Here is an 18,166-nt window from a genome sequence, read left to right on the forward strand (position 1 = left end):
GCGCTCACCTCGTTGGTACATCAACGAAATCGCGACCTCCGGTCGGAGCGCAAATGTCAAGCGCGAACCGGGTTGCGAACCCGCGCGGCCGCTCGTGCCACAGCAGCAGAAAGGAAGCACCGCCCCCACCCGGCGCTGCGTCGCGCAACGCGCGTCAATCGTCAGCGGAGCTCTCGTGGCGTCCACCGAGAACGGGACGCCGCGCGGATGTGGCCGAGTGGAGGAGGATGAAGTGATTTTCGTCTAGAGGTGTGAAGGGCGCCCAGGCTACCCTGGAACAGGGTCGTCGACTTTCTGCCCGAGCGCATCCGCTCGTGTTCGTCGAGGTGTGTCGTGAGTTTGAGAACGTCTTATCTGGCTTTGGCGGTGGGATTGCTGCAAGTCGCTGCCGCCTGCGGCGGGGGGGCGCCCTCCACGGGCGATCCCGGCGCAGGCGGCGCGGGGACCGGCACGGACTCGAGTGGTTCCGGCGAGAGCGGCGGCGGCGGCAGCGACTTCGGCGTGGGCGTCGGCCAGGGAGGCAGCGGCGGAGAGCGGCCGGATCCCTGCGCCGGCGACGACCCGCCCCCCGAGTGCGAGCTGCCGCAGGAGCCCGCCTGCGGCGACGGCCTGATCAACCAGGCCAGCGAGGCGTGCGACGACGGCAACAGCCTGCCCGGCGACTGCTGTTCCGGCCTGTGCGAGATCGAGCCCTACTGCGAGTGTCCCGCGCCCGGCCAGCCGTGCGTGCTGACCATCGCGTGCGGCGACGGCGTGGTCGACCCGGGCGAGTTCTGCGACGACGGCAACACCGCGGACGGCGACGGCTGCAGCGCCGACTGCTACTTCGTCGACCCCTCGTACGTCTGTCCGACGCCGGGCGAGCCCTGCGCGCTGCTCTACGACTGCGGCGACGGCCGGGTGAACGGCTCCGAGACGTGCGACGACCGCAACGAGGTGTCCGGCGACGGCTGCAGCGCCACGTGCATCCGCGAGCCGGGCTTCGTGTGCCCTCGGCCCGGGCAGCCCTGCGAGCTCCTGCCGGTCTGCGGCAACGGGGTCAAGGAGACCGGCGAGATCTGCGACGACGGCAACGCGGTGGGCGGCGACGGCTGCTCGAGCCTGTGCCGGCAAGAGTCCTTCTACAACTGTCCCACGCCGGGCGAGCCGTGCGAGCTGCTCATCCGGTGCGGCGACGGCAGGGTGGACCCCGGCGAGCTCTGCGACGACGGCAACACGTCGGGCGGCGACGGCTGCAGCGCCGACTGCAAGGTGCTCGACCCGCTTTACGTGTGCCCCACGCCGGGCGTGCCCTGCACCCTCCTCTATCGCTGCGGTGACGGCCGCGTGAACAACGGCGAGCAGTGCGAGGACGGCGACGACCCGCCCGTGTCCGGCGACGGCTGCAGCGCCACGTGCATGCGCGAGCCGGGCTATGTGTGCCGCCGGCCCGGGCAGCCCTGCGAGCTCCTGCCGGTCTGCGGCAACGGGCTCCTCGAGAGCGGCGAGCAGTGCGACGACGGCAACACCGCCGGCGGCGACGGCTGCTCGAGCCTGTGCCGGCAGGAGGCGTTCTACGCCTGTCCGACCCCGGGGCAGCCGTGCCAGCTCCTCATCTGGTGCGGCGACGGCGCGCTCAACCCGGGCGAGGTCTGCGACGACGGCAACAACACGAGCGGCGACGGCTGCAGCGCCGACTGCAAGACGGTGGAGCCGATCTACACGTGCCCCACGCCGGGCGTGCCCTGCACCCTCCAGTACTGGTGCGGCGACGGCCGCGTGAACGGCTCGGAGGAGTGCGAGGACGGCGACAGCCCGCCCGCGTCCGGCGACGGCTGCAGCGCCACGTGCATGCGCGAGGAGGGGTATCAGTGCAGCCGGCCCGGCCAGCCGTGCACGCGGCTGCCCGTCTGCGGCAACGGCCTCAAGGAGACCGGCGAGGTGTGCGACGACGGCAACACCGCGAGCGGCGACGGCTGCTCGAGCCTGTGCCGGCAGGAGGCGTTCTACACCTGCCCGAACCCGGGGCAGCCCTGCGAGCTCCTGATCCGCTGCGGCGACGGCGCGGTCGACCCGGGCGAGATCTGCGACGACGGCAACACGGCGAACGGCGACGGCTGCAGCGCGGATTGCAAGGCAGTGGACCCGGCGTACGTGTGCCCCGATCCGGGTGAGCCGTGCATCCTCGTCTACCGGTGCGGCGACGGCCGCGTGAACGGCGGCGAGCAGTGCGACGACGGCGAGGATCCGCCGGTGTCCGGCGACGGCTGCACGGCCGATTGCCGGCTCGAGGACGGCTGGAGCTGCCGGCCGGGCCAGCCCTGCACCGAGCGGACCTTCTGCGGCGACGGCGTCGTGCAGCTCGGCGAGCAGTGCGACGACGGCGGCGGGGTGAGCCCCGTCGGCGGCGACGGCTGCACCCCGCAGTGCAAGATCGAGGTGGGCTGGACGTGCCCGCCGGCCGGCGGCCCCTGCACCCCGCCCCCGCCGCCCGTGTGCGGCGACGGCGTGATCGGCGGCGACGAGCAGTGCGACGACGGCGAGGAGCCGGCCGACGGCGACGGCTGCAGCGCCGACTGCGAGGCCATCGAGGACGGGTGGGACTGCTCGCGCGTCGGGTTCCGGTGCAAGACCCTCTGCGGCGACGGGGTCAAGGTCGGCGCCGAGCAGTGCGACGACGGCAACGCCGACGACGGCGACGGCTGCGACGAGACCTGCCGGATCGAGCCCGGCCGGGTGTGCGACGACCTCGAGCCCCAGGACTGCAGCGGCTACTCCGACTGCGGCAACCGCGTCGTCGAGGGCACCGAGGTCTGCGACGACGGCAACGGCGACTGGCGCGACGGCTGCACGCCGGACTGCAAGCGCGAGCCCGACTGCAGGGCCGGCGCGTGCCTCTCGATCTGCGGCGACGGCATCCTCCTGCCCGGCGACGCCACCGAGCAGTGCGACGACGGCAACACCGAGAGCGGCGACGGCTGCTCCGCCACGTGCGCGGTCGAGCCGGGCTACCTCTGCACCGTGACGCCCACCGAGATGCGGCTGCCGATGGTGATCCGCGACTTCATCGGCTGGTGTCCGGGCGACTACAACCGCAGCGTGAGCAACAGCCAGTGCGACGCCCGCCTGACGACCAACCCCATCGGGCACTTCGACTTCGAGATCACCCCCTCGGACGACTCGCAGCTCGACGGCACGGTCCAGCAGACGCTCGACGCCGCCGGCAAGCCCGTGAACGCTTACGGCCTCGGCTTCTTTACGCCGGCCCGCAGCAACGGCTACACCTCGGGGCAAACCAACTTCCAGTGGTGGTACCGGGACAATCCGCAGTTCAACCGGACGCTCTTCACCACGATCGAGCTGATCGAGCAGACCCCCGGCAGGTTCGTGTACGAGCGGAGCCCGTTCTGGCCGGTGGACATCGACCCCCCCGGCGCCGATCCCACGCTCGACAGCCTCCTCGCCACCGGGGACGAGAACCCGCGCGATGCCGGGCACAACTTCTACTTCACGAGCGAGGTCCGGTACTGGTTCCAGTTCAACCCGAACACCGCCGCGGCCGACCCGGTGCTCACCTTCTACGGTGACGACGACGTCTGGGTGTTCATCAAGAACACGCTGACCGTCGATATCGGCGGCATCCACGGGCGCATCCAGGAGAGCGTGACCATCCTGGACAACGGCGACGCCCAGGTGACCCCCTGCACCAACCCCGGCTGCCCCAACCTCGCCCCCTACCCCGTCGACCTCAACCTCGAGGCGGGCAAGGTCTACGAGATCGCGGTGTTCCAGGCCGAGCGCCACGTCACCGGGTCGAACTACCAGCTCACGCTGGCGGGCTTCAGCGCCGGCACGTCGGTGTGCACGCCGCAGTGCGGGGTCGACCCGCCGGTCGTCACGCCGGGCGAGGAGTGCGACGACGGCCGCGCGAACGGGACCGGCTATGGCCAGTGCAACGACTGCCAGCTCGGCGCCTACTGCGGCGACGGCGTGAAGAACGGCCCCGAGGCCTGCGACAACGGCGTCAACAACAGCACCTATGCCAACACCTCGAACGCCTGCGCGCGGGGGTGCGTGGCCCCGCCCCGCTGCGGTGACGGTCAGGTCAACACGCCCTACGAGGCGTGCGATCTCGGCTCCGGCAACACCGCGAGCGGCTACGGCGGCTGCACGACGGAGTGCGAGATCGGGCCGTCCTGCGGCGACGGGGAGGTCAACGGCGCCGAGACGTGCGACGACGGCGTCAACGACGGCTTCTACGACACCTGCAACCCGGACTGCACGCCTGCGCCGAAGTGCGGCGACGGCCACGTCGACGCCGAGTGGGGCGAGGAGTGCGACAGCAGCGACCCGAGCTGCGTGAGCTGCCAGCTCGGCGAGCACTGCGGCGACGGCGTGCTGCAGTCGGATCTCGGCGAGCAGTGCGACGACGGCATCAACGACGGCGGGTACGGCCAGTGCGCGCCCTCGTGTGTCCTCGGGCCGCGCTGCGGCGACGGCATCGTCCTGCAGGAGGAGGAGGACTGCGACCTCGGCGAGGGGATGAACACCGGCGCCTACGGCGGGTGCGACGCCTCCTGCCACTACGGTCCGTACTGCGGCGACGGCGTGAAGAACGGCGCCGAGACGTGCGACGACGGCGTGAACGACGGCACCTACGGCACCTGCGGCCAGGGCTGCACGCCGGCGCCGAGGTGCGGCGACCGCCACGTCGACCGGGACTGGGGCGAGGAGTGCGACAGCAGCGACCCGACCTGCGTGAACTGCCGGCTCGCCGCGCAGTGCGGCAACGGGATCGTGCAGCCGGAGCTCGGCGAGCAGTGCGACGACGGCGTGAACGACGGCGGGTACGAGCAGTGCGGCCCCGCGTGCCTTCTCGGGCCCCGCTGCGGCGACGGCATCGTCCTCGACGCGGAGGAGGACTGCGATCTCGGCGACGGGCTGAACAACGGCGCTTACGGCGGGTGCACCGCGTCCTGCGACTACGCGCCGTACTGCGGCGACGGCGTGGTGAACGGCGCCGAGGCGTGCGACGACGGCGTGAACGACGGCACCTACGGCACCTGCGCCCCGGGCTGCACGCCGGCGCCGAAGTGCGGCGACGAGCACGTCGACGCGGAGTGGGGCGAGGAGTGCGACAGCGCGGCCGACACGAACTGCGAGAGCTGCCGGCTCGGCGCGCACTGCGGCGACGGCGAGCTGCAGCCGGAGTTCGGCGAGGAGTGCGACGACGGCATCAACGACGGCGGGTACGGCGAGTGCGCGCCCTCGTGCGTGTACGGGCCGCGCTGCGGCGACGGCATCGTCCAGCCCGCGGAGGAGGACTGCGACCTCGGCGCCGCCGAGAACGGCGGCGAGTACGGCGGGTGCACCGCGCTCTGCCAGTACGGGCCGTACTGCGGCGATGGCGTCGTCAACGGCACGGAGACCTGCGACGACGGCGTGAACGACGGCTTCTACGGCAGCTGCCTCCCCAACTGCACGCCGGCGGACAAGTGCGGCGACAACGAGGTCAACGAGGAGTGGGGCGAGCAGTGCGATCCGCCGAACGAGGCCACGGGTTGCAGCAAGAACTGCCGCCTCGGCGCCCAGTGCGGCGACGGGGTCGTTCAAGCCGGCGAGAAGTGCGACGACGGCAAGAACGACGGCGGTTACGGTGAGTGCGGCCCGGGCTGCGTGTTCGGCCCGCGCTGCGGCGACGGCATCCGCAACGGCGACGAGAAGTGCGACGACGGCGACGGCAACAACACCGGCGGCTACGGCAAGTGCGCGCCGGGCTGCGTCTACGGCCCGTACTGCGGCGACGGCATCCGCCAGACCGCCTACGAGGAGTGCGACGACGGCAACAAGGTGAGCGGCGACGGCTGCAGCCTGACCTGCCAGAACGACGGCATTCCGAACTAGCCCGCCGCGACCGGGCGCGCGGGGCGCAGGCAGAGGCCCAGGCCTGCCCCCGCGAGCCCGAGCGGCCCCGTCCCGGGGGCCGCCGCGCTGCCCCATCCCCTCCCTGAACCTGCCGTACGAGCTCGACGCGGAGCAGCGCCCGCAGCCTGCGCCGCGCCCATCGGAGAGCTCCTGGCATTGTCTCCCCTGGAACGTGGCCCTACAGGGGCCCGGCGACTCATGCGCGTCCTGCAGCGCCATCGACGGAGGCCTCGGCCGGCGTGCTGCTGAAGCTCGCGCTGGTGGGCGCATCGGTGCTGCTGTCCTCGCTGGCGGCGCGGCGCTTCGGCCACGCGGTGGGCGGCACGATCGCTGGGCTGCCGATGATCGTCGGCCCGATCATGGGCTTCGTGCTGCTGCAGGAGACGCCCGCTCAGGCGAGCGCGATCGCGCTCGCGACGCTGGTGTGCTTGCCGGCCACCATCGTTCATGGGGTCGTCTTTGCGTGGTGCGCGACGCGCCTCCGCTGGGGCGCGGCGCTGCTGGCGGCCAACGTGGCTTTCCTGTCGCTGGGGGCAGCGCTGCTCGCGCTGCGGTTGCCCCCGCCGTGGGCCTGCGCCGCGGCGCTGCTGTCGCCTGCCCTGGGCACGCTGGCCTTGCCGCGCCTCGGCGAGGCGCCTGCCTCGACGGCCGTTCCGCGCGTCGAGCTCGCCTGTCGCGTGGTGGCCGCGATGGCCATGGCCTGGTGCATCCTGCGCGGCGCCGGCGTCGCGCCCGCGGGCCTCAGCGGCCTGCTGCTCGCCGTCCCGATCACCGGCAACGTCCTTCCGTGCTTCACCCTGTCCAGGCACGGCGCGGCCGCCGCGGTGGCCTTGCTCGCGGGCTTCGCGCGCGGCCTGTTCGGGTTCGCGGCGTTCTTCGTCGCGCTGCTCGCGGCGCTCGGCCCGATGCCCCCGGCGGCCGCCTACGGCCTCGCGTGGCTCGTCGCGCTGCTCGCGGCGCTCTCGCTGCGCGGTCTCGCGCAGCGCGCGCGGCGTGCGCAGCCTGCGGGGCTCTCGTCGACCTCGTCGACGGCCGCTTGACCCTCTGTCCCAACCCCGACACCGCTTTGACCCGGGCGGCGGGTTCGTTCCCGGCGGGCCAAGCTTCTACGGCAGCCCGAGCGCTTCCTTCATCACGCTGTCGTCGACCAGCGGGGCGAGCTCGGCGCGGGTGCGCGGGGCGCGGCCGGTCTGCGCGGCGACCCAGGGCTCCTCTTCCTCGAGCACGTCGAGGATGTCGGGCACCAGCGTGCCCAGGAACTGCTCGTCCTCCCAGACCGCCTCGAGCACGGACGGCTCGATGCCGATCGCCTCCGAGATCCTCGGCCAGACGGCCTCTGGGTCCGTACGATAAAGCTCCTGCGCCCTCGCGAGCGCCCGCACGAGCTCGACGATACCGCGCCGCTTCTCGGGATCCGCGAGCTTCTCGGCGGTGCTGTGGAGGTTCACGATCTCGCGGTAGAGGGAGCGATCCTGGAACACGATGGCGTCGCTGCCGAGCACCTCCTTCGCGAGCTCGGAGGAGGGCTCCCAGAGCGCGACGGCGTCCACCTCGCCCCGCTCCATCAGGGAGGGCAGCGTGTTCGCCCCGCAGGGCGTGGAGATGCAGATACCTCCGGGGACAACCGTGTAGTCGTCCGCCGTGAGGCCCACGGTGCCCAGGTACTTGTTGACGAAGTAGGCCGCAGACGTGTTCGGGATGGTCCCGATCCGCTTCCCGCGGAGATCCGCGAGCGCGCTGATCCCCGCGGCGCGGTTCGCGACGATTCGATAGAACGTCTCCGTCACCGTGAAGATGATACGCAGGTTCGGATGAGCCACGGACTGCCTCAGCGTCTGCGTCTCCGCGTTGGTGCCGAGGTCGATGCGATCGTCATTGAGCAGGCTCACGATGCCGCCGGAGTCGACGGTCGCCTCGCCCGGATAGAAGTCCTGCGAGGCGATCAGCACGGGCGTGAACTCGATGGACGCCGTGTCGCTCGTGATCTTGAGCGAAGGGAAGGACGCAGCTCCCCCCTGACCGCCCGCGCCCGCGTCGCCGCCCGCACCAGCATTGCCGCCGGCGCCCGCGTCTCCGCCCGTGCCCGCGCTCGACTGGCCACCGCTGCCGCTTGCAGCACCGGAGCCGCCCGCGCCGCCGCCCGCGCCGCCGGAGCCGCCGACGCCGCCCGAAGGCGCTCCACCCGTGCCGCCAGCCACGACGCCCCCTGACGAGCTGGAGCCGGCCGCGTCGGAGCTCACGCCGGGAGCGGGGTTACCGTCGCACGCGACGATTCCAAGCGCTGAGAAAATGACGAGACGGAACAGAGCTCTCATGCATCAGCCTCCTTCGCTCGGCGGACCCACCCGCGATCGTGTCCACCAGCCATCGCGCTCCTGCGCCTGCGACGGACGAAGCGACGCCGCGCCGGCTCACACGGTCCGCGATCGTCGGACGCGCCGCCAGCACACCATCGATGCGCGGCCGCCAGGTCGCATCACGCGCAGACGACGCACATGGCCGCGCGTCGTACACCGCCCCAAGATGCGGCCGGAAACCTGCAGCTGACGGTGGTCGTCACCGAGAGAACCGCACCGGGTATTCAGATACTAGAGAGGGGCTGTGGGTGGGTCAAGGAGCATTTGTGTTTCGGGCGACATGATGGCCGCATGCGTGACATGCGGCGGAGAGGCGACCCTCATGCAAATTCATTCGGACTCAGCAGTATCCCGCCATCCTCAACGCTCGAGCGATCTGCTGGCCGGCGGTCGGGGCGTAGACATCCAGCACCATCACATCCCTGTTCTGCTTCTTGAAGCGGGTCCGCATGCGCTCCCGGGTGGCGGCATCCACCCCACCCCCGATGACCATGAGATCGAAGTCGCCGGCATGAAGCTCCGTGTCCGGCGAGTCGCCGACGGTACTTACGGCAGAAAACCCTCGTTGGTTCAGCTCTGCCACTGCCCTCTGGAGGACATCGGCCCTGCTGTCGATGACCGGTATTCTCGACTTCGACGTGATACGCTCTCCTTGCGCGAGCCCAAGGTCCCTGAGATCGACCGCCGCCCTGCAACCTGTTCCTCGTGGCGGGGCGTCTCGGCGATGTGAAGGTGCTGGACTTCGGCATCGCGCGCGCGGATCGCTCGACGGGCATCACGCGTCCCGGCTGGCTCATCGGCACACCCGCCTATAGGGCGCCCGAGCAGGCCCGCGGCGAGCTGCACGTCGATGCGCGCGTCGATGTCTTCGCGCTCGGGTGCGTGCTGTTCGAGTGCCTCACCGGCGGACCGGCGTTCCGGGGCGACCACCTGGCGGCGATCCTGGCCAAGGTGCGCTTCGCGGAGACGCCCAGCGCACGGGCGCTGCGGCCCGATGTGCCGGCGCCGCTCGACGCGCTCCTCGCGCGGATGGGCGACGCCCTGCGTCGGGCGCGAGAAGGAGCTCGGCCTGCTCCGAGCACTGCTCGCCGAGACCGCGGAGGAAGGGCGCGCGCAGGCCCGGGTCACAGGTGCCCAGCGAGATCGCGTCGCAGAGCTCCTGGGAGAGATCGTCGGCCTCCCGAACGCGAGCGGGGCGCCTACCGGCCGTGGGCCGAGCTTCTGCGCCGCACGCTTGCGATCGATGTCCTCGCGTGTCCAGCTTGCAAAGGCAGGATGAAGCTCGTCGCCATGCTCACCGAGCCAAGGAGCATCGCCCGCTTCCTCACCGCGCTTGGCGAGCCCACCGACGTTCCAGTGCGCTCCCCTCTGTGCCAACGTCGGGTGAGACAAACTGCCCCTGGAAATCTGTGGTGAGAGGGAGGAGAATGGACCTGACCCGTGCCGAAGCCTTCCCATCTCCGATCCGTCGATCCTACCCCCGCCCCAGCGGCGCAGGGCGCTGCGCCCCGCCCGAGCGGCGCCGCCGTCGAGAGCGTGGCGAAGCCGGGCAAGAGGCGGAAGTTCTCGGCGGCGGAGAAGCTGCGCATCGTTCGCGAGGCGGCTGCGTGCACCCAGCGCGGGGACATCGACGCGTTGCGGCGCCGCGAGGGCATCTACAGCTCCCTCCTGGCGGCGTGGCGCAAGCAGCTCGCCCTCCACGGCAGCGAGGCTCTCGCGGAGCGCAAGCCCGGTCACGAGCCGAAGCAGGACGCGAAGGACCGGCGCATGCCGAGCTCGAGAAGCGCTCGGCGCGCCTCGAGGAGAAGCTCGCGCTCGCTGAGAAGCTCATCGCCTCCGGCGAGAGCGGGGAGCGGCGCGCGCAGCGTGGGCCGATTCATCTTCCAGAGAGAGCATGGCCCAGGGCACAATTTGCCCGAGAATGGGCGAAGACATAAGCCGTGAAACATCATACGATAACAATCGTCAGCAAGCAATTCTGGAAAGCGTCTATGAAAAACTTACAGCAGAATCGGTCCTCTCGTTGGTTCATACTGGCGTTCGCGTCAGTCGCGCTAGCAGGCTGCGACGGCGGTGCCGACACCACAGAATCCTCGAGCAGCTCATCGTCTTCTAGCAGCTCTTCCTCCTCCAGCTCCAGCTCTAGTTCATCTTCGAGCAGCGCTAGTTCGTCTTCGAGCAGCGCTAGTTCGTCTTCGAGCAGCGCTAGTTCGTCTTCGAGCAGCGCTAGTTCGTCTTCGAGCAGCTCTAGCTCTTCTGGTTCTGCTGGAGGCGGGGATCCAACGGGTACGCCTACCCCTGATTTCTCCAAGTATTCAGCCTACACTGAGAAATACACTGACAAAACCGTGATCACTTCAAATCACGCAACGGGCCATGTCGGTGATTTTTTCTTCACTCACTGGAAAGATGGCGGCTCGACATCTTTGACTGTGGACCCGAATGGCGAATTCAGCGTGACCTGGCAGGGCGGCGGCTATAACTATGTCGGTGGTCCAGGATGGCATTACGGAGATGAGAACAGGGTGATCGGCTACCGCTTGAACAACGACAGCGGCGCGAGCTATATCGCTTTGTACGGCTGGGGGTACGACAAGAGTATGCCTACCTCAAACCCGGCACACCTGGTGGAGTATTACATCCTGCAACGATGGAGTTATGACCCCAGCCAAGGCGCTACCGCTGGCAAGACCTTCGTGAGCGATGGGGTTGAGTATTCCACGTACCGCTCAACGCGGCAGCAGCAGCCCTCTATCAATGGTCGCTCCACCTTCTACCAGTACTGGAGTAAGCCTGCTCGGCCGCAGGCCCTCGGACAGGACCACAAAATCATATTCGCCGATCACGTGAAGGCATGGGCCGATACCGGCTGGATTGTTCCGAACATGAACAATCTGGATGCGAGTGACGATCCCACCTATCAGGTCATGGCCGTCGAGGTGTTCAACCCCGGCAGCAATGGAACTGCATCGGGTCGCGTTTGGGAGGAGACGCCCTAATCGAAAAATGTGGCACTCCTAAACGTTTCGTGGGTGTACGGCGCGAACACCGATATCCGTTCTGTAGACCGCATCCTCGCGAGGTGCGCGCCGTCGCCGTAGATTCGCGACACGATGCAAGAGCAAGAGCGGCCTGCGACGACGGGTGGCTGGGCGCAACAGCGACCGGGAAGGCGCGGTCGACGCCGACGTCGCCGCCCGCGTCAAGGTCGCCCGCAGACGCACGGGGTGCTGGCGATGGTGCAGGCCCGGCTCGGGAGGCTGCCGCCCGGGGCCCGGGCCGTCCTGCGCGCCGCGAGCGTGTTCGGGGAGGTCTCCTGGGCCGGGGGCGTCGCGTCGCTCGTCGGCGGTGAGGCGCGCCGCGCGACGGCACGCAAGCGCGCGCGGGGCTGAGAGGACGGAGCATGGTCGAGGAGACGGTATTCCAGGGCGGGGTCAACACCGTGCGCCGGCGCGGGGACCGGGTCCACCGGCCCGCGACGGCGGCGGCGCCGGCCATCCACCGGCTGCTGCGGCACCTGCGCGCGGCGGGCTTCGACGCGGCGCCGGAGCCGTTCGGCTACGACGACGAGGGGAACGAGGTGCTGTCCTACCTCGAGGGCGACGTGCACAACGCGCTCCCGGACGAGCTGCGCACGCCCGAGCTCCTCACGTCCGCCGCCGCCTTGCTGCGCCGGTTCCACGACGCGAGCGCGACCTTCGCGCCGGGGCCGGACGACCGGTGGCAGCTGCCGGCCCGGTCGCCGGCCGAGGTGGTCTGTCACGGCGACCTGGCGCCCTACAACTGCGTCGTCCGCGCCGGCCGCGTGGTCGGCTTCATCGATTTCGACAACGCCCACCCGGGGCCGCGCGCGTGGGATCTGGCCTACGCCGTCTACCGGTTCGCGCCGCTGCACGCGCCGACCAACCCGGACAGCGCCGGCAGCCCGGAGGAGCAGGCGCGGCGGGCCGCCGCGTTTTGCCGCGCTTACGGCGTCGCGCCCGGGGCGGAGCTGCTCGACACGGTGGTCGACCGGCTGGCGGCCCTCCTCGCCACCCTGCGCCAGCGGGCCGAGGCCGGCGAAGCCGCGTCCCAGGCGCACATCGCCGCCGGCCACCCCGCGCTGTACGAAGAGGACATCCGCTACCTGCGAGCGCAGCGCGAGCGGCTGCTGCGGACCCTCGCCGCGCCCCAGGATGACCCGGGGTGATCGCGGCGTCGGCCGGACCGTTCCTCTGCGCGCTGCACCTCCGTGCACCCTGGCGATCCGAAGCCCCCGCGGCGCGCGCTCGGGCTCGCTGCGCGCGGGCGGCGGCGGTGGCTCCCCGGCGCCGGGGGCGCTTGCGATCGGCCCCTCCGGGCACCACACGGCCGCGGAGAGGGATGACCATGACAAGACACCAAGCCGAGACCCCGGACAAGCACCCCGCGGAGTACGAGAGCGACCTGAACCCGAACGCCATGGCGGGCCAGAACATCGGCGCCCCCTCGCCGGCGGACGACACCATCTCCGCCTACGATCTCAAGGAGACGCACGTCGCGCTCCCCGAGCTCACGTCCGACGAGCTCAGGGCCCTGCGCGTCGTCCGGCCGGGCAGGCGCCTCGAGCAGAACGCGACGTACATCGATCTCAACGACCGCGAGCGGGGCGAGTTCACCACCACCGGCGAGAAGGTCACGAGGCCCGACGACCTGATCGTGCCGAAGAAGCACACCGACTACGAGCTCTGGAATCGGCTCCGCGGCCTGCACGGCGCGCGGCGCACCGGCACCGACCGGTGACCGACGCGCGGCGACACCTCGCTAGGCGTGCGCCACGCGCTGCCCTCTCCGCGCTCGCGGCAGCGTGAAGCCCGCCGCGATGAGCCAGAGGAACCCGGGGAAGCGCGTGAGCGGGATCAGGAACAAGGCACCTGGCACGAGGAGGCTCAAGGCGCTGAGCTCGCCGATTGCGCCGAGCACCAGGCCAGATACGGCGAGCCAGCGCGGCAGGAGCCTCATGACCAGCGCAGGGACGCAGATCCCCGCGAGGAGCAGGCCGAGCGGCACCGTGTAGCCTGGGCCCCCGACGGCGAAGATCATGAAATGAAGGACGCGCACGAGCGCCGCGTCGTCCGCGACGCCCGGCTGGGCGAGCGACCACTGGAAGAGCGCGGAGAGCGCCATCGCCGCCGAGGCCAGGAGGCCGCCGAACCACGCGATCGACGGGCCGGCGGCGCTCGTCCCATGGAACCTCAGGCGGCTCACCATCGTGGCCGAGAGAATGCCGAGCGGTATCGCGGCGGAGAACTGCAGAAACGCGCAGGCGCGCAGCCGCGCGCCGACGTCCCCGCGGAAATAGGCCACCACCTCCTCGGGCGGCTGCAGCGGAGACGGGAAGTGGGTGTCGCTCACAAGAAGGGTGACCGGCACGAGGCTCGCGAGAAAGAGCAGCGTGAACACCGCCGCGACCGCCCCGGGGTTCGGCCCGCGGTGGGCGCCGCCGCTCGCTGCTCTCGGGTCGTTCAAGTCCGTCATCGGGTGCCTCTCGTGGATCCAACGGGCGCGCCGGCGCTGTCCGCTCCGCCCCTGCAGCTGCACCAGCGCAGGCGCAGGAGGGCGGCTCCGGCATTGACCCCCCGGACCGATGCGTTAAAGTTATATCCGTGAATCGTTCATGTCAATAATCATTTCAGAGGAGCACGAATGACCTCGGCGCGACCTTCCGACCCGCCCTCGCCCCCCACGGCGGACGTGGCCTTCCTGCTCGCGCAGGTGGGGGCCCACGCCGCGGCGCAGTTCGCCGAGCGGCTCTCGCCGCTCCAGCTGCTCCCGCCGCACGCCGGCATCCTGCGCGCGCTCCGCCAGTCGGACGGGATGAGCCAGACGGCGCTCAGCGAGAAGCTCGGCATGTTCCCGAGCCGGCTCGTCGGCCTGATCGACGCGCTCGAGGAGCGCGGGCTCGTGGAGCGGCGGAGCAGCGCGGAAGACCGGCGCTCCCACGCGCTCCACCTCACCCGGGCAGGACAGGAGATGGTGCAGCGGATCGGGCGCGTCGCCCAGGAGCACCGGCGGGCGCTCTGCGCGGCGCTCGACGCCGCAGAGCAGGCCCAGCTCGCGGCGCTCCTCGGGCGGATCGCGGCCGAGCAGCAGCTTTCGCCCGGGGTTCACCCGGGGTACCGCAAGCTCGGCAAGGGCCGGCCGGGAGCCCCGGACGGGTGAGCCCAGCGCCGCGCCTGGCCATCTCGGCGAGGCCTCACGGCGGCGTCCGCGAACGGCGCCGAGCGCTGGAAGCAGCCGCTCGGCCGACGGGCGGGGGCGCGCTTGGTGGGACCCGCGACCTTCGTGTACCCTCGCGCCCAGAGCCGGGGGCGCATGGAGCAGCCAGAGCCGAGATCCAGGGTGCTCGTCGTCGATGACAACGAGCAGAACCGCGCCCTGGCCCAGGCCACGCTCGAGGACGACGGCTACGAGGTCGTGCTCGCCGTCGCGGGCGAGGAGGGGATCCAGCAGTTCGAGCGCCACAGGCCGGATTGCGTGCTGCTCGACGTGCGGATGCCGGGCATGGACGGCTTCGCCGTGTGCGCCCGGATCCGCGCCCTCCCCGGGGGCGACAGCACGCCGATCGTGTTCCTGACGGCGCTGCGCGACGTCGACACGTTCGACAGCGCCCTGCGCGCCGGCGGCGACGACTTCCTGACGAAGCCCGTCCGCCCGTCGGAGCTCCTCGCGCGCGTGCAGGCCGCGCTGCGGCTGCGCCGGCTCGGCGCGGAGCTGCGCGAGCACGTCGAGCTCGTCCGGCAGCAGCGGGACGCGCTCATGCGCCTCCAGCTCCAGAAAGAGCAGCTCACGGCCTTCGTCGTCCACGATCTGAAGAACCCCGTGAGCAGCATGGACCTGCACGCGCAGTTCCTGCTCCGGGACCGCGCGCTCCCGGAGCCGGCGCGCGACTCCGCGCGGCAGATCCGCGATCAGGCGCGCTCCCTGCTGCGGCTCATCTACGACCTGCTCGACATCAGCAAGAGCGAGGAAGGGCGGCTCGCCCCCGAGCGCGCGCGCGTCGACCTCCGCGCGCTCGTCCACGAGGCGTTCGCCGCGCTCGAGCTGCGCGCGAGCTCCGGGTCGATCGCGCTGCGCGAGGCCGTCGAGGCGCCCGCCGTCCTCGCCGACCCGGACCTGCTCCGCCGCACGCTCGAGAACCTCCTCGAGAACGCCATCCACCACGCCCCGGCCGGCACCGCGGTGACCGTGAGCGCCGCGAAGGACGGCGCCGCGGTGGAGATCCGCGTGGCGGACGCGGGGCCGGGCGTCCCCGCCGAGATGCGCGCGCGGGTGTTCGATCGCTTCGTCCAGCTCGGCGGCGGCGACGAGGCCGGCCACCGCGCCGGCCGCGGCCTCGGGCTCGCCTTCTGCAAGATGGCCGTCGAGGCGCACGGCGGGACCATCCGGATCGAGGACAACGCGCCCGGCGCCGTCTTCTGCGTGAGGCTCCCCGATGACCCGTGAACCCTCCTCCAGCGAACGCCCGCCTCCGCCCGACCAGGCGCCCCGCGGGCCCGGCGCCCCAGCGCTCGACGACGGCACGTTCCGCCTGCTCATCGACGCGGCGCCCGACGCCATGGTGGTCGTCGACGAGCAGGGGCGGATCGTGTTCGTCAACGTCCAGACCGAGCGGCTGTTCGGCTATGCGCGCGGCGAGCTCGTCGGGCAGCCCATCGAGCTCCTCCTCCCGGAGCGGTTCCGGGAGGCGCACGTGGGGAACCGCGCGGCGTTCACCGCCGCGCCCAAGGCGCGCCCGATGGGGTCGGGGCTGGAGCTGTTCGGGCGCCGGAGCAACGGCAGCGAGTTCCCGGTCGAGATCAGCCTCAGCCCGCTGACGACCGAGCGGGGCACGCTCGTCTCGAGCGCCATCCGCGACATCAGCGACCGCAAGCGGGTCGACCTCGCGATGCGGCGGCTGGCCGCGATCGTCGACTCGTCCGAGGACGCCATCATCGGCGAGGCGCTCGACGGGCGCGTCGTCAGCTGGAACCGGGGCGCGCAGGCGATCTTCGGCTACACCGCCGAGGAGATGATCGACCGGCCCCTCACCGTGCTCGCCCCGCCGGGGCGGGAGGGCGAGGTGCTGCGGACGCTCGAGCGGCTCAAGCGGGGCGAGCACATCGAGCACTTCGAGACGGTGCGCCGGCGCAAGGACGGCAGGGACATCGACGTCTCGATCACCGCCTCTCCGATCCACGACGCCCAGGGCAAGCTCGTCGGCACCTCGAAGGTGGCCCGCGACATCAGCGAGCGGAAGCGCCTCGAGGCCGAGGCGAAGCGCACGAGCGACCTCCTCAGGAGCGCGGTCGAGAGCTTCCAGGGCGCGTTCGCCGTGTTCGACGCGCAGGATCGGCTCGCGCTCTGCAACAGCATGTACCGGCACTGGCTCGGCGCGCGGGTGAGCGGCCCGATCGTCGGCCGGAGCTACGGTGAGCTCATCGACGCGGGCATCGCCGCGGGGCTGTTCTCCCTCGGCGGCGAGCCGCCGGCCGCCTTCCGCGCGCGGCTCCTCGCCTACCACGCGGCGCCGAGCGGCACGCTGGATCTCTGCACGAGCGACGGGCGCAGCCTGCGCGCGACCGAGCGCCGGACGGCCGAGGGCGGGACCGTGTGCACCCTCTGGGACATGACCGGCGACGTGCAGCGCGCGGAGGAGCTCCGCAAGGCGCGGGCCCTGGCCGAGGCGGCCAGCTCCGCGAAGAGCGAGTTCCTCGCCTCGATGAGCCACGAGCTCCGCACGCCGCTCAACGCGGTCCTCGGCTTCGCGCAGCTCCTCCACCGCGACCGGAAGACGCCGCTCACCGATCGCCAGAAGGAGCGGATCGAGCATGTCCTGAAGGGCGGCGAGCACCTGCTCAAGCTGATCGACGACATCCTGGACCTCTCGCGCATCGAGGCCGGCCGCGTGACGGTGTCGATCGAGCCGGTGAACGTCCCCGAGGTGCTGGACGAGGTGAAGACGACGCTCGACCCGATGGCCCAGCGCGCCGGCATCGAGATCGACCTCGCGCCCTTGCCCGCGGAGCTCCCGAAGATCACCGCGGATCGCACCCGCTTCGCGCAGATCCTCATGAACTACGGCTCGAACGCGATCAAGTACGGCCGGCGGGGGGGCCGCGCCACGATCGCGGTGTCGATGCCGGAGGGCGGCGTCGTGCGGATCTGCGTGGCGGACAACGGCATCGGCATCCCGCGCGAGCAGCACGCGAAGATCTTCCAGCCCTTCCAGCGCGCCGGCCAGGAGACGGGGCCGATCGAGGGGACCGGGATCGGCCTCGCCATCACCAAGCGGCTCGCGGAGCTCATGGGCGGCGGCGTCGGCTTCAGCAGCGTGCCGGGCGAAGGGTCGGAGTTCTGGATCGAGCTCCCGGCGCACGAGGAGGCGCCGGAGAGCGCCGCCCCGGGGCAGGCGGACGCGCGCGCGGAGGCGTCGCCGCTCGCCGGGCCCGGCGGCGTCCGCCATTCGGTCCTCTACGTCGAGGACAACCCGTCGAACATCGCGTTCATGGAGGAGCTGATCTCCGAGTTCGAGCGCGTCCGCCTGATCACCGCGCCGAACGCCGAGATCGGCATCGAGCTCGCGCGGTCGCGGCGGCCCGAGGTCGTGATCATGGACATCAACCTCCCCGGGATGAGCGGCTACGAGGCCGCGCGCAAGCTGGAGGAGTGGCCGGAGACGCGCGACATCCCCGTGATCGCGCTCAGCGCGGCGGCGATGCCCCGGGACACCCGGCGCGCCGAGCAGGCCGGGTTCTACCGCTACCTGACCAAGCCGGTGCGGGTCGACGAGCTGACGGCCGTCCTTGAGGAGCTCCTCGTCCCCGGGGCGCGCTGACGCGACCGCCGGGGAGCCCAGGCCATGACCCATGGCGGATCTCCCTCCCGACCCGCGACAATCACCATCA

15 protein-coding genes are annotated in these 18,166 nt (G+C 71.2%); 11 read left to right on the forward strand and 4 right to left on the reverse strand.

Going from position 1 to position 18,166, the window contains the following annotated elements:
• The first annotated feature begins 372 nt into the window (after positions 1-372).
• Complete coding sequence (locus WME83_RS30340; protein ID WP_437313194.1) at positions 373-5,883, forward strand: DUF4215 domain-containing protein; 5,511 nt, start codon at positions 373-375, stop codon at positions 5,881-5,883.
• A gap of 260 nt (positions 5,884-6,143) precedes the next feature.
• Positions 6,144-6,944, forward strand: coding sequence for a hypothetical protein (locus WME83_RS30345; RefSeq protein ID WP_437313195.1), 801 nt, complete (start codon positions 6,144-6,146; stop codon positions 6,942-6,944).
• Positions 6,945-7,010: 66 nt separating this feature from the next.
• Here WME83_RS30345 and WME83_RS30350 read toward each other — a convergent pair whose 3' ends face one another.
• Complete coding sequence (locus tag WME83_RS30350; protein ID WP_437313196.1) at positions 7,011-8,219, reverse strand: ABC transporter substrate-binding protein; 1,209 nt, start codon at positions 8,217-8,219, stop codon at positions 7,011-7,013.
• Positions 8,220-8,601: 382 nt separating this feature from the next.
• The gene (locus tag WME83_RS30355) at positions 8,602-8,844 is read right to left on the reverse strand and encodes a hypothetical protein (RefSeq protein ID WP_437313197.1); all 243 of its coding nucleotides are present in this window, start codon (positions 8,842-8,844) and stop codon (positions 8,602-8,604) included.
• Between the two features lie 149 nt (positions 8,845-8,993).
• Between WME83_RS30355 and WME83_RS30360 the strand changes: the two genes are divergently transcribed.
• Positions 8,994-9,677, forward strand: a complete 684-nt coding sequence (locus WME83_RS30360) for a protein kinase domain-containing protein (RefSeq protein ID WP_437322064.1) — start codon at positions 8,994-8,996, stop codon at positions 9,675-9,677.
• 120 nt (positions 9,678-9,797) lie between these two features.
• On the forward strand, positions 9,798-10,205 hold the full coding sequence (locus WME83_RS30365; protein WP_437322065.1) for a transposase: 408 nt from the start codon (positions 9,798-9,800) through the stop codon (positions 10,203-10,205).
• A gap of 4 nt (positions 10,206-10,209) precedes the next feature.
• On the opposite strand, the gene WME83_RS30370 is transcribed toward WME83_RS30365, so the two are convergent.
• Positions 10,210-10,572, reverse strand: coding sequence for a hypothetical protein (locus tag WME83_RS30370; RefSeq protein ID WP_437313198.1), 363 nt, complete (start codon positions 10,570-10,572; stop codon positions 10,210-10,212).
• 37 nt (positions 10,573-10,609) lie between these two features.
• Between WME83_RS30370 and WME83_RS30375 the strand changes: the two genes are divergently transcribed.
• From WME83_RS30375 to WME83_RS30390, 4 genes are all read left to right on the forward strand, one after another.
• Positions 10,610-11,260 (forward strand): glycoside hydrolase family 11 protein, encoded by a 651-nt coding sequence (locus WME83_RS30375; RefSeq protein WP_437313199.1) that lies wholly within the window; start codon positions 10,610-10,612, stop codon positions 11,258-11,260.
• Positions 11,261-11,488: 228 nt separating this feature from the next.
• Complete coding sequence (locus WME83_RS30380) at positions 11,489-11,653, forward strand: hypothetical protein (protein WP_437313200.1); 165 nt, start codon at positions 11,489-11,491, stop codon at positions 11,651-11,653.
• Between the two features lie 11 nt (positions 11,654-11,664).
• Positions 11,665-12,450 carry a phosphotransferase gene (locus WME83_RS30385; protein WP_437313201.1) on the forward strand — a complete coding sequence of 262 codons (786 nt, stop codon included), beginning with the start codon at positions 11,665-11,667 and terminating at the stop codon, positions 12,448-12,450.
• Positions 12,451-12,629: 179 nt separating this feature from the next.
• A complete protein-coding gene (locus WME83_RS30390; protein WP_437313202.1) occupies positions 12,630-13,022 on the forward strand; it encodes a hypothetical protein in 393 nt (130 codons plus the stop codon).
• 21 nt (positions 13,023-13,043) lie between these two features.
• On the opposite strand, the gene WME83_RS30395 is transcribed toward WME83_RS30390, so the two are convergent.
• Positions 13,044-13,757 (reverse strand): hypothetical protein, encoded by a 714-nt coding sequence (locus tag WME83_RS30395; RefSeq protein WP_437313203.1) that lies wholly within the window; start codon positions 13,755-13,757, stop codon positions 13,044-13,046.
• Positions 13,758-13,925: 168 nt separating this feature from the next.
• Between WME83_RS30395 and WME83_RS30400 the strand changes: the two genes are divergently transcribed.
• The 3 genes from WME83_RS30400 (at position 13,926) to WME83_RS30410 (ending at position 18,096) form a co-directional block, all read left to right on the forward strand.
• A complete protein-coding gene (locus tag WME83_RS30400) occupies positions 13,926-14,441 on the forward strand; it encodes a MarR family winged helix-turn-helix transcriptional regulator (protein WP_437313204.1) in 516 nt (171 codons plus the stop codon).
• Between the two features lie 153 nt (positions 14,442-14,594).
• Positions 14,595-15,725 (forward strand): hybrid sensor histidine kinase/response regulator, encoded by a 1,131-nt coding sequence (locus WME83_RS30405; RefSeq protein ID WP_437313205.1) that lies wholly within the window; start codon positions 14,595-14,597, stop codon positions 15,723-15,725.
• On the forward strand, positions 15,715-18,096 hold the full coding sequence (locus WME83_RS30410; protein WP_437313206.1) for a PAS domain S-box protein: 2,382 nt from the start codon (positions 15,715-15,717) through the stop codon (positions 18,094-18,096). The genes WME83_RS30405 and WME83_RS30410 overlap by 11 nt, the downstream gene beginning before the upstream one ends.
• Positions 18,097-18,166: the final 70 nt, after the last annotated feature.

The organism is Sorangium sp. So ce385, assembly GCF_051474135.1.
Classification (GTDB): domain Bacteria; phylum Myxococcota_A; class Polyangia; order Polyangiales; family Polyangiaceae; genus Sorangium; species Sorangium cellulosum_D.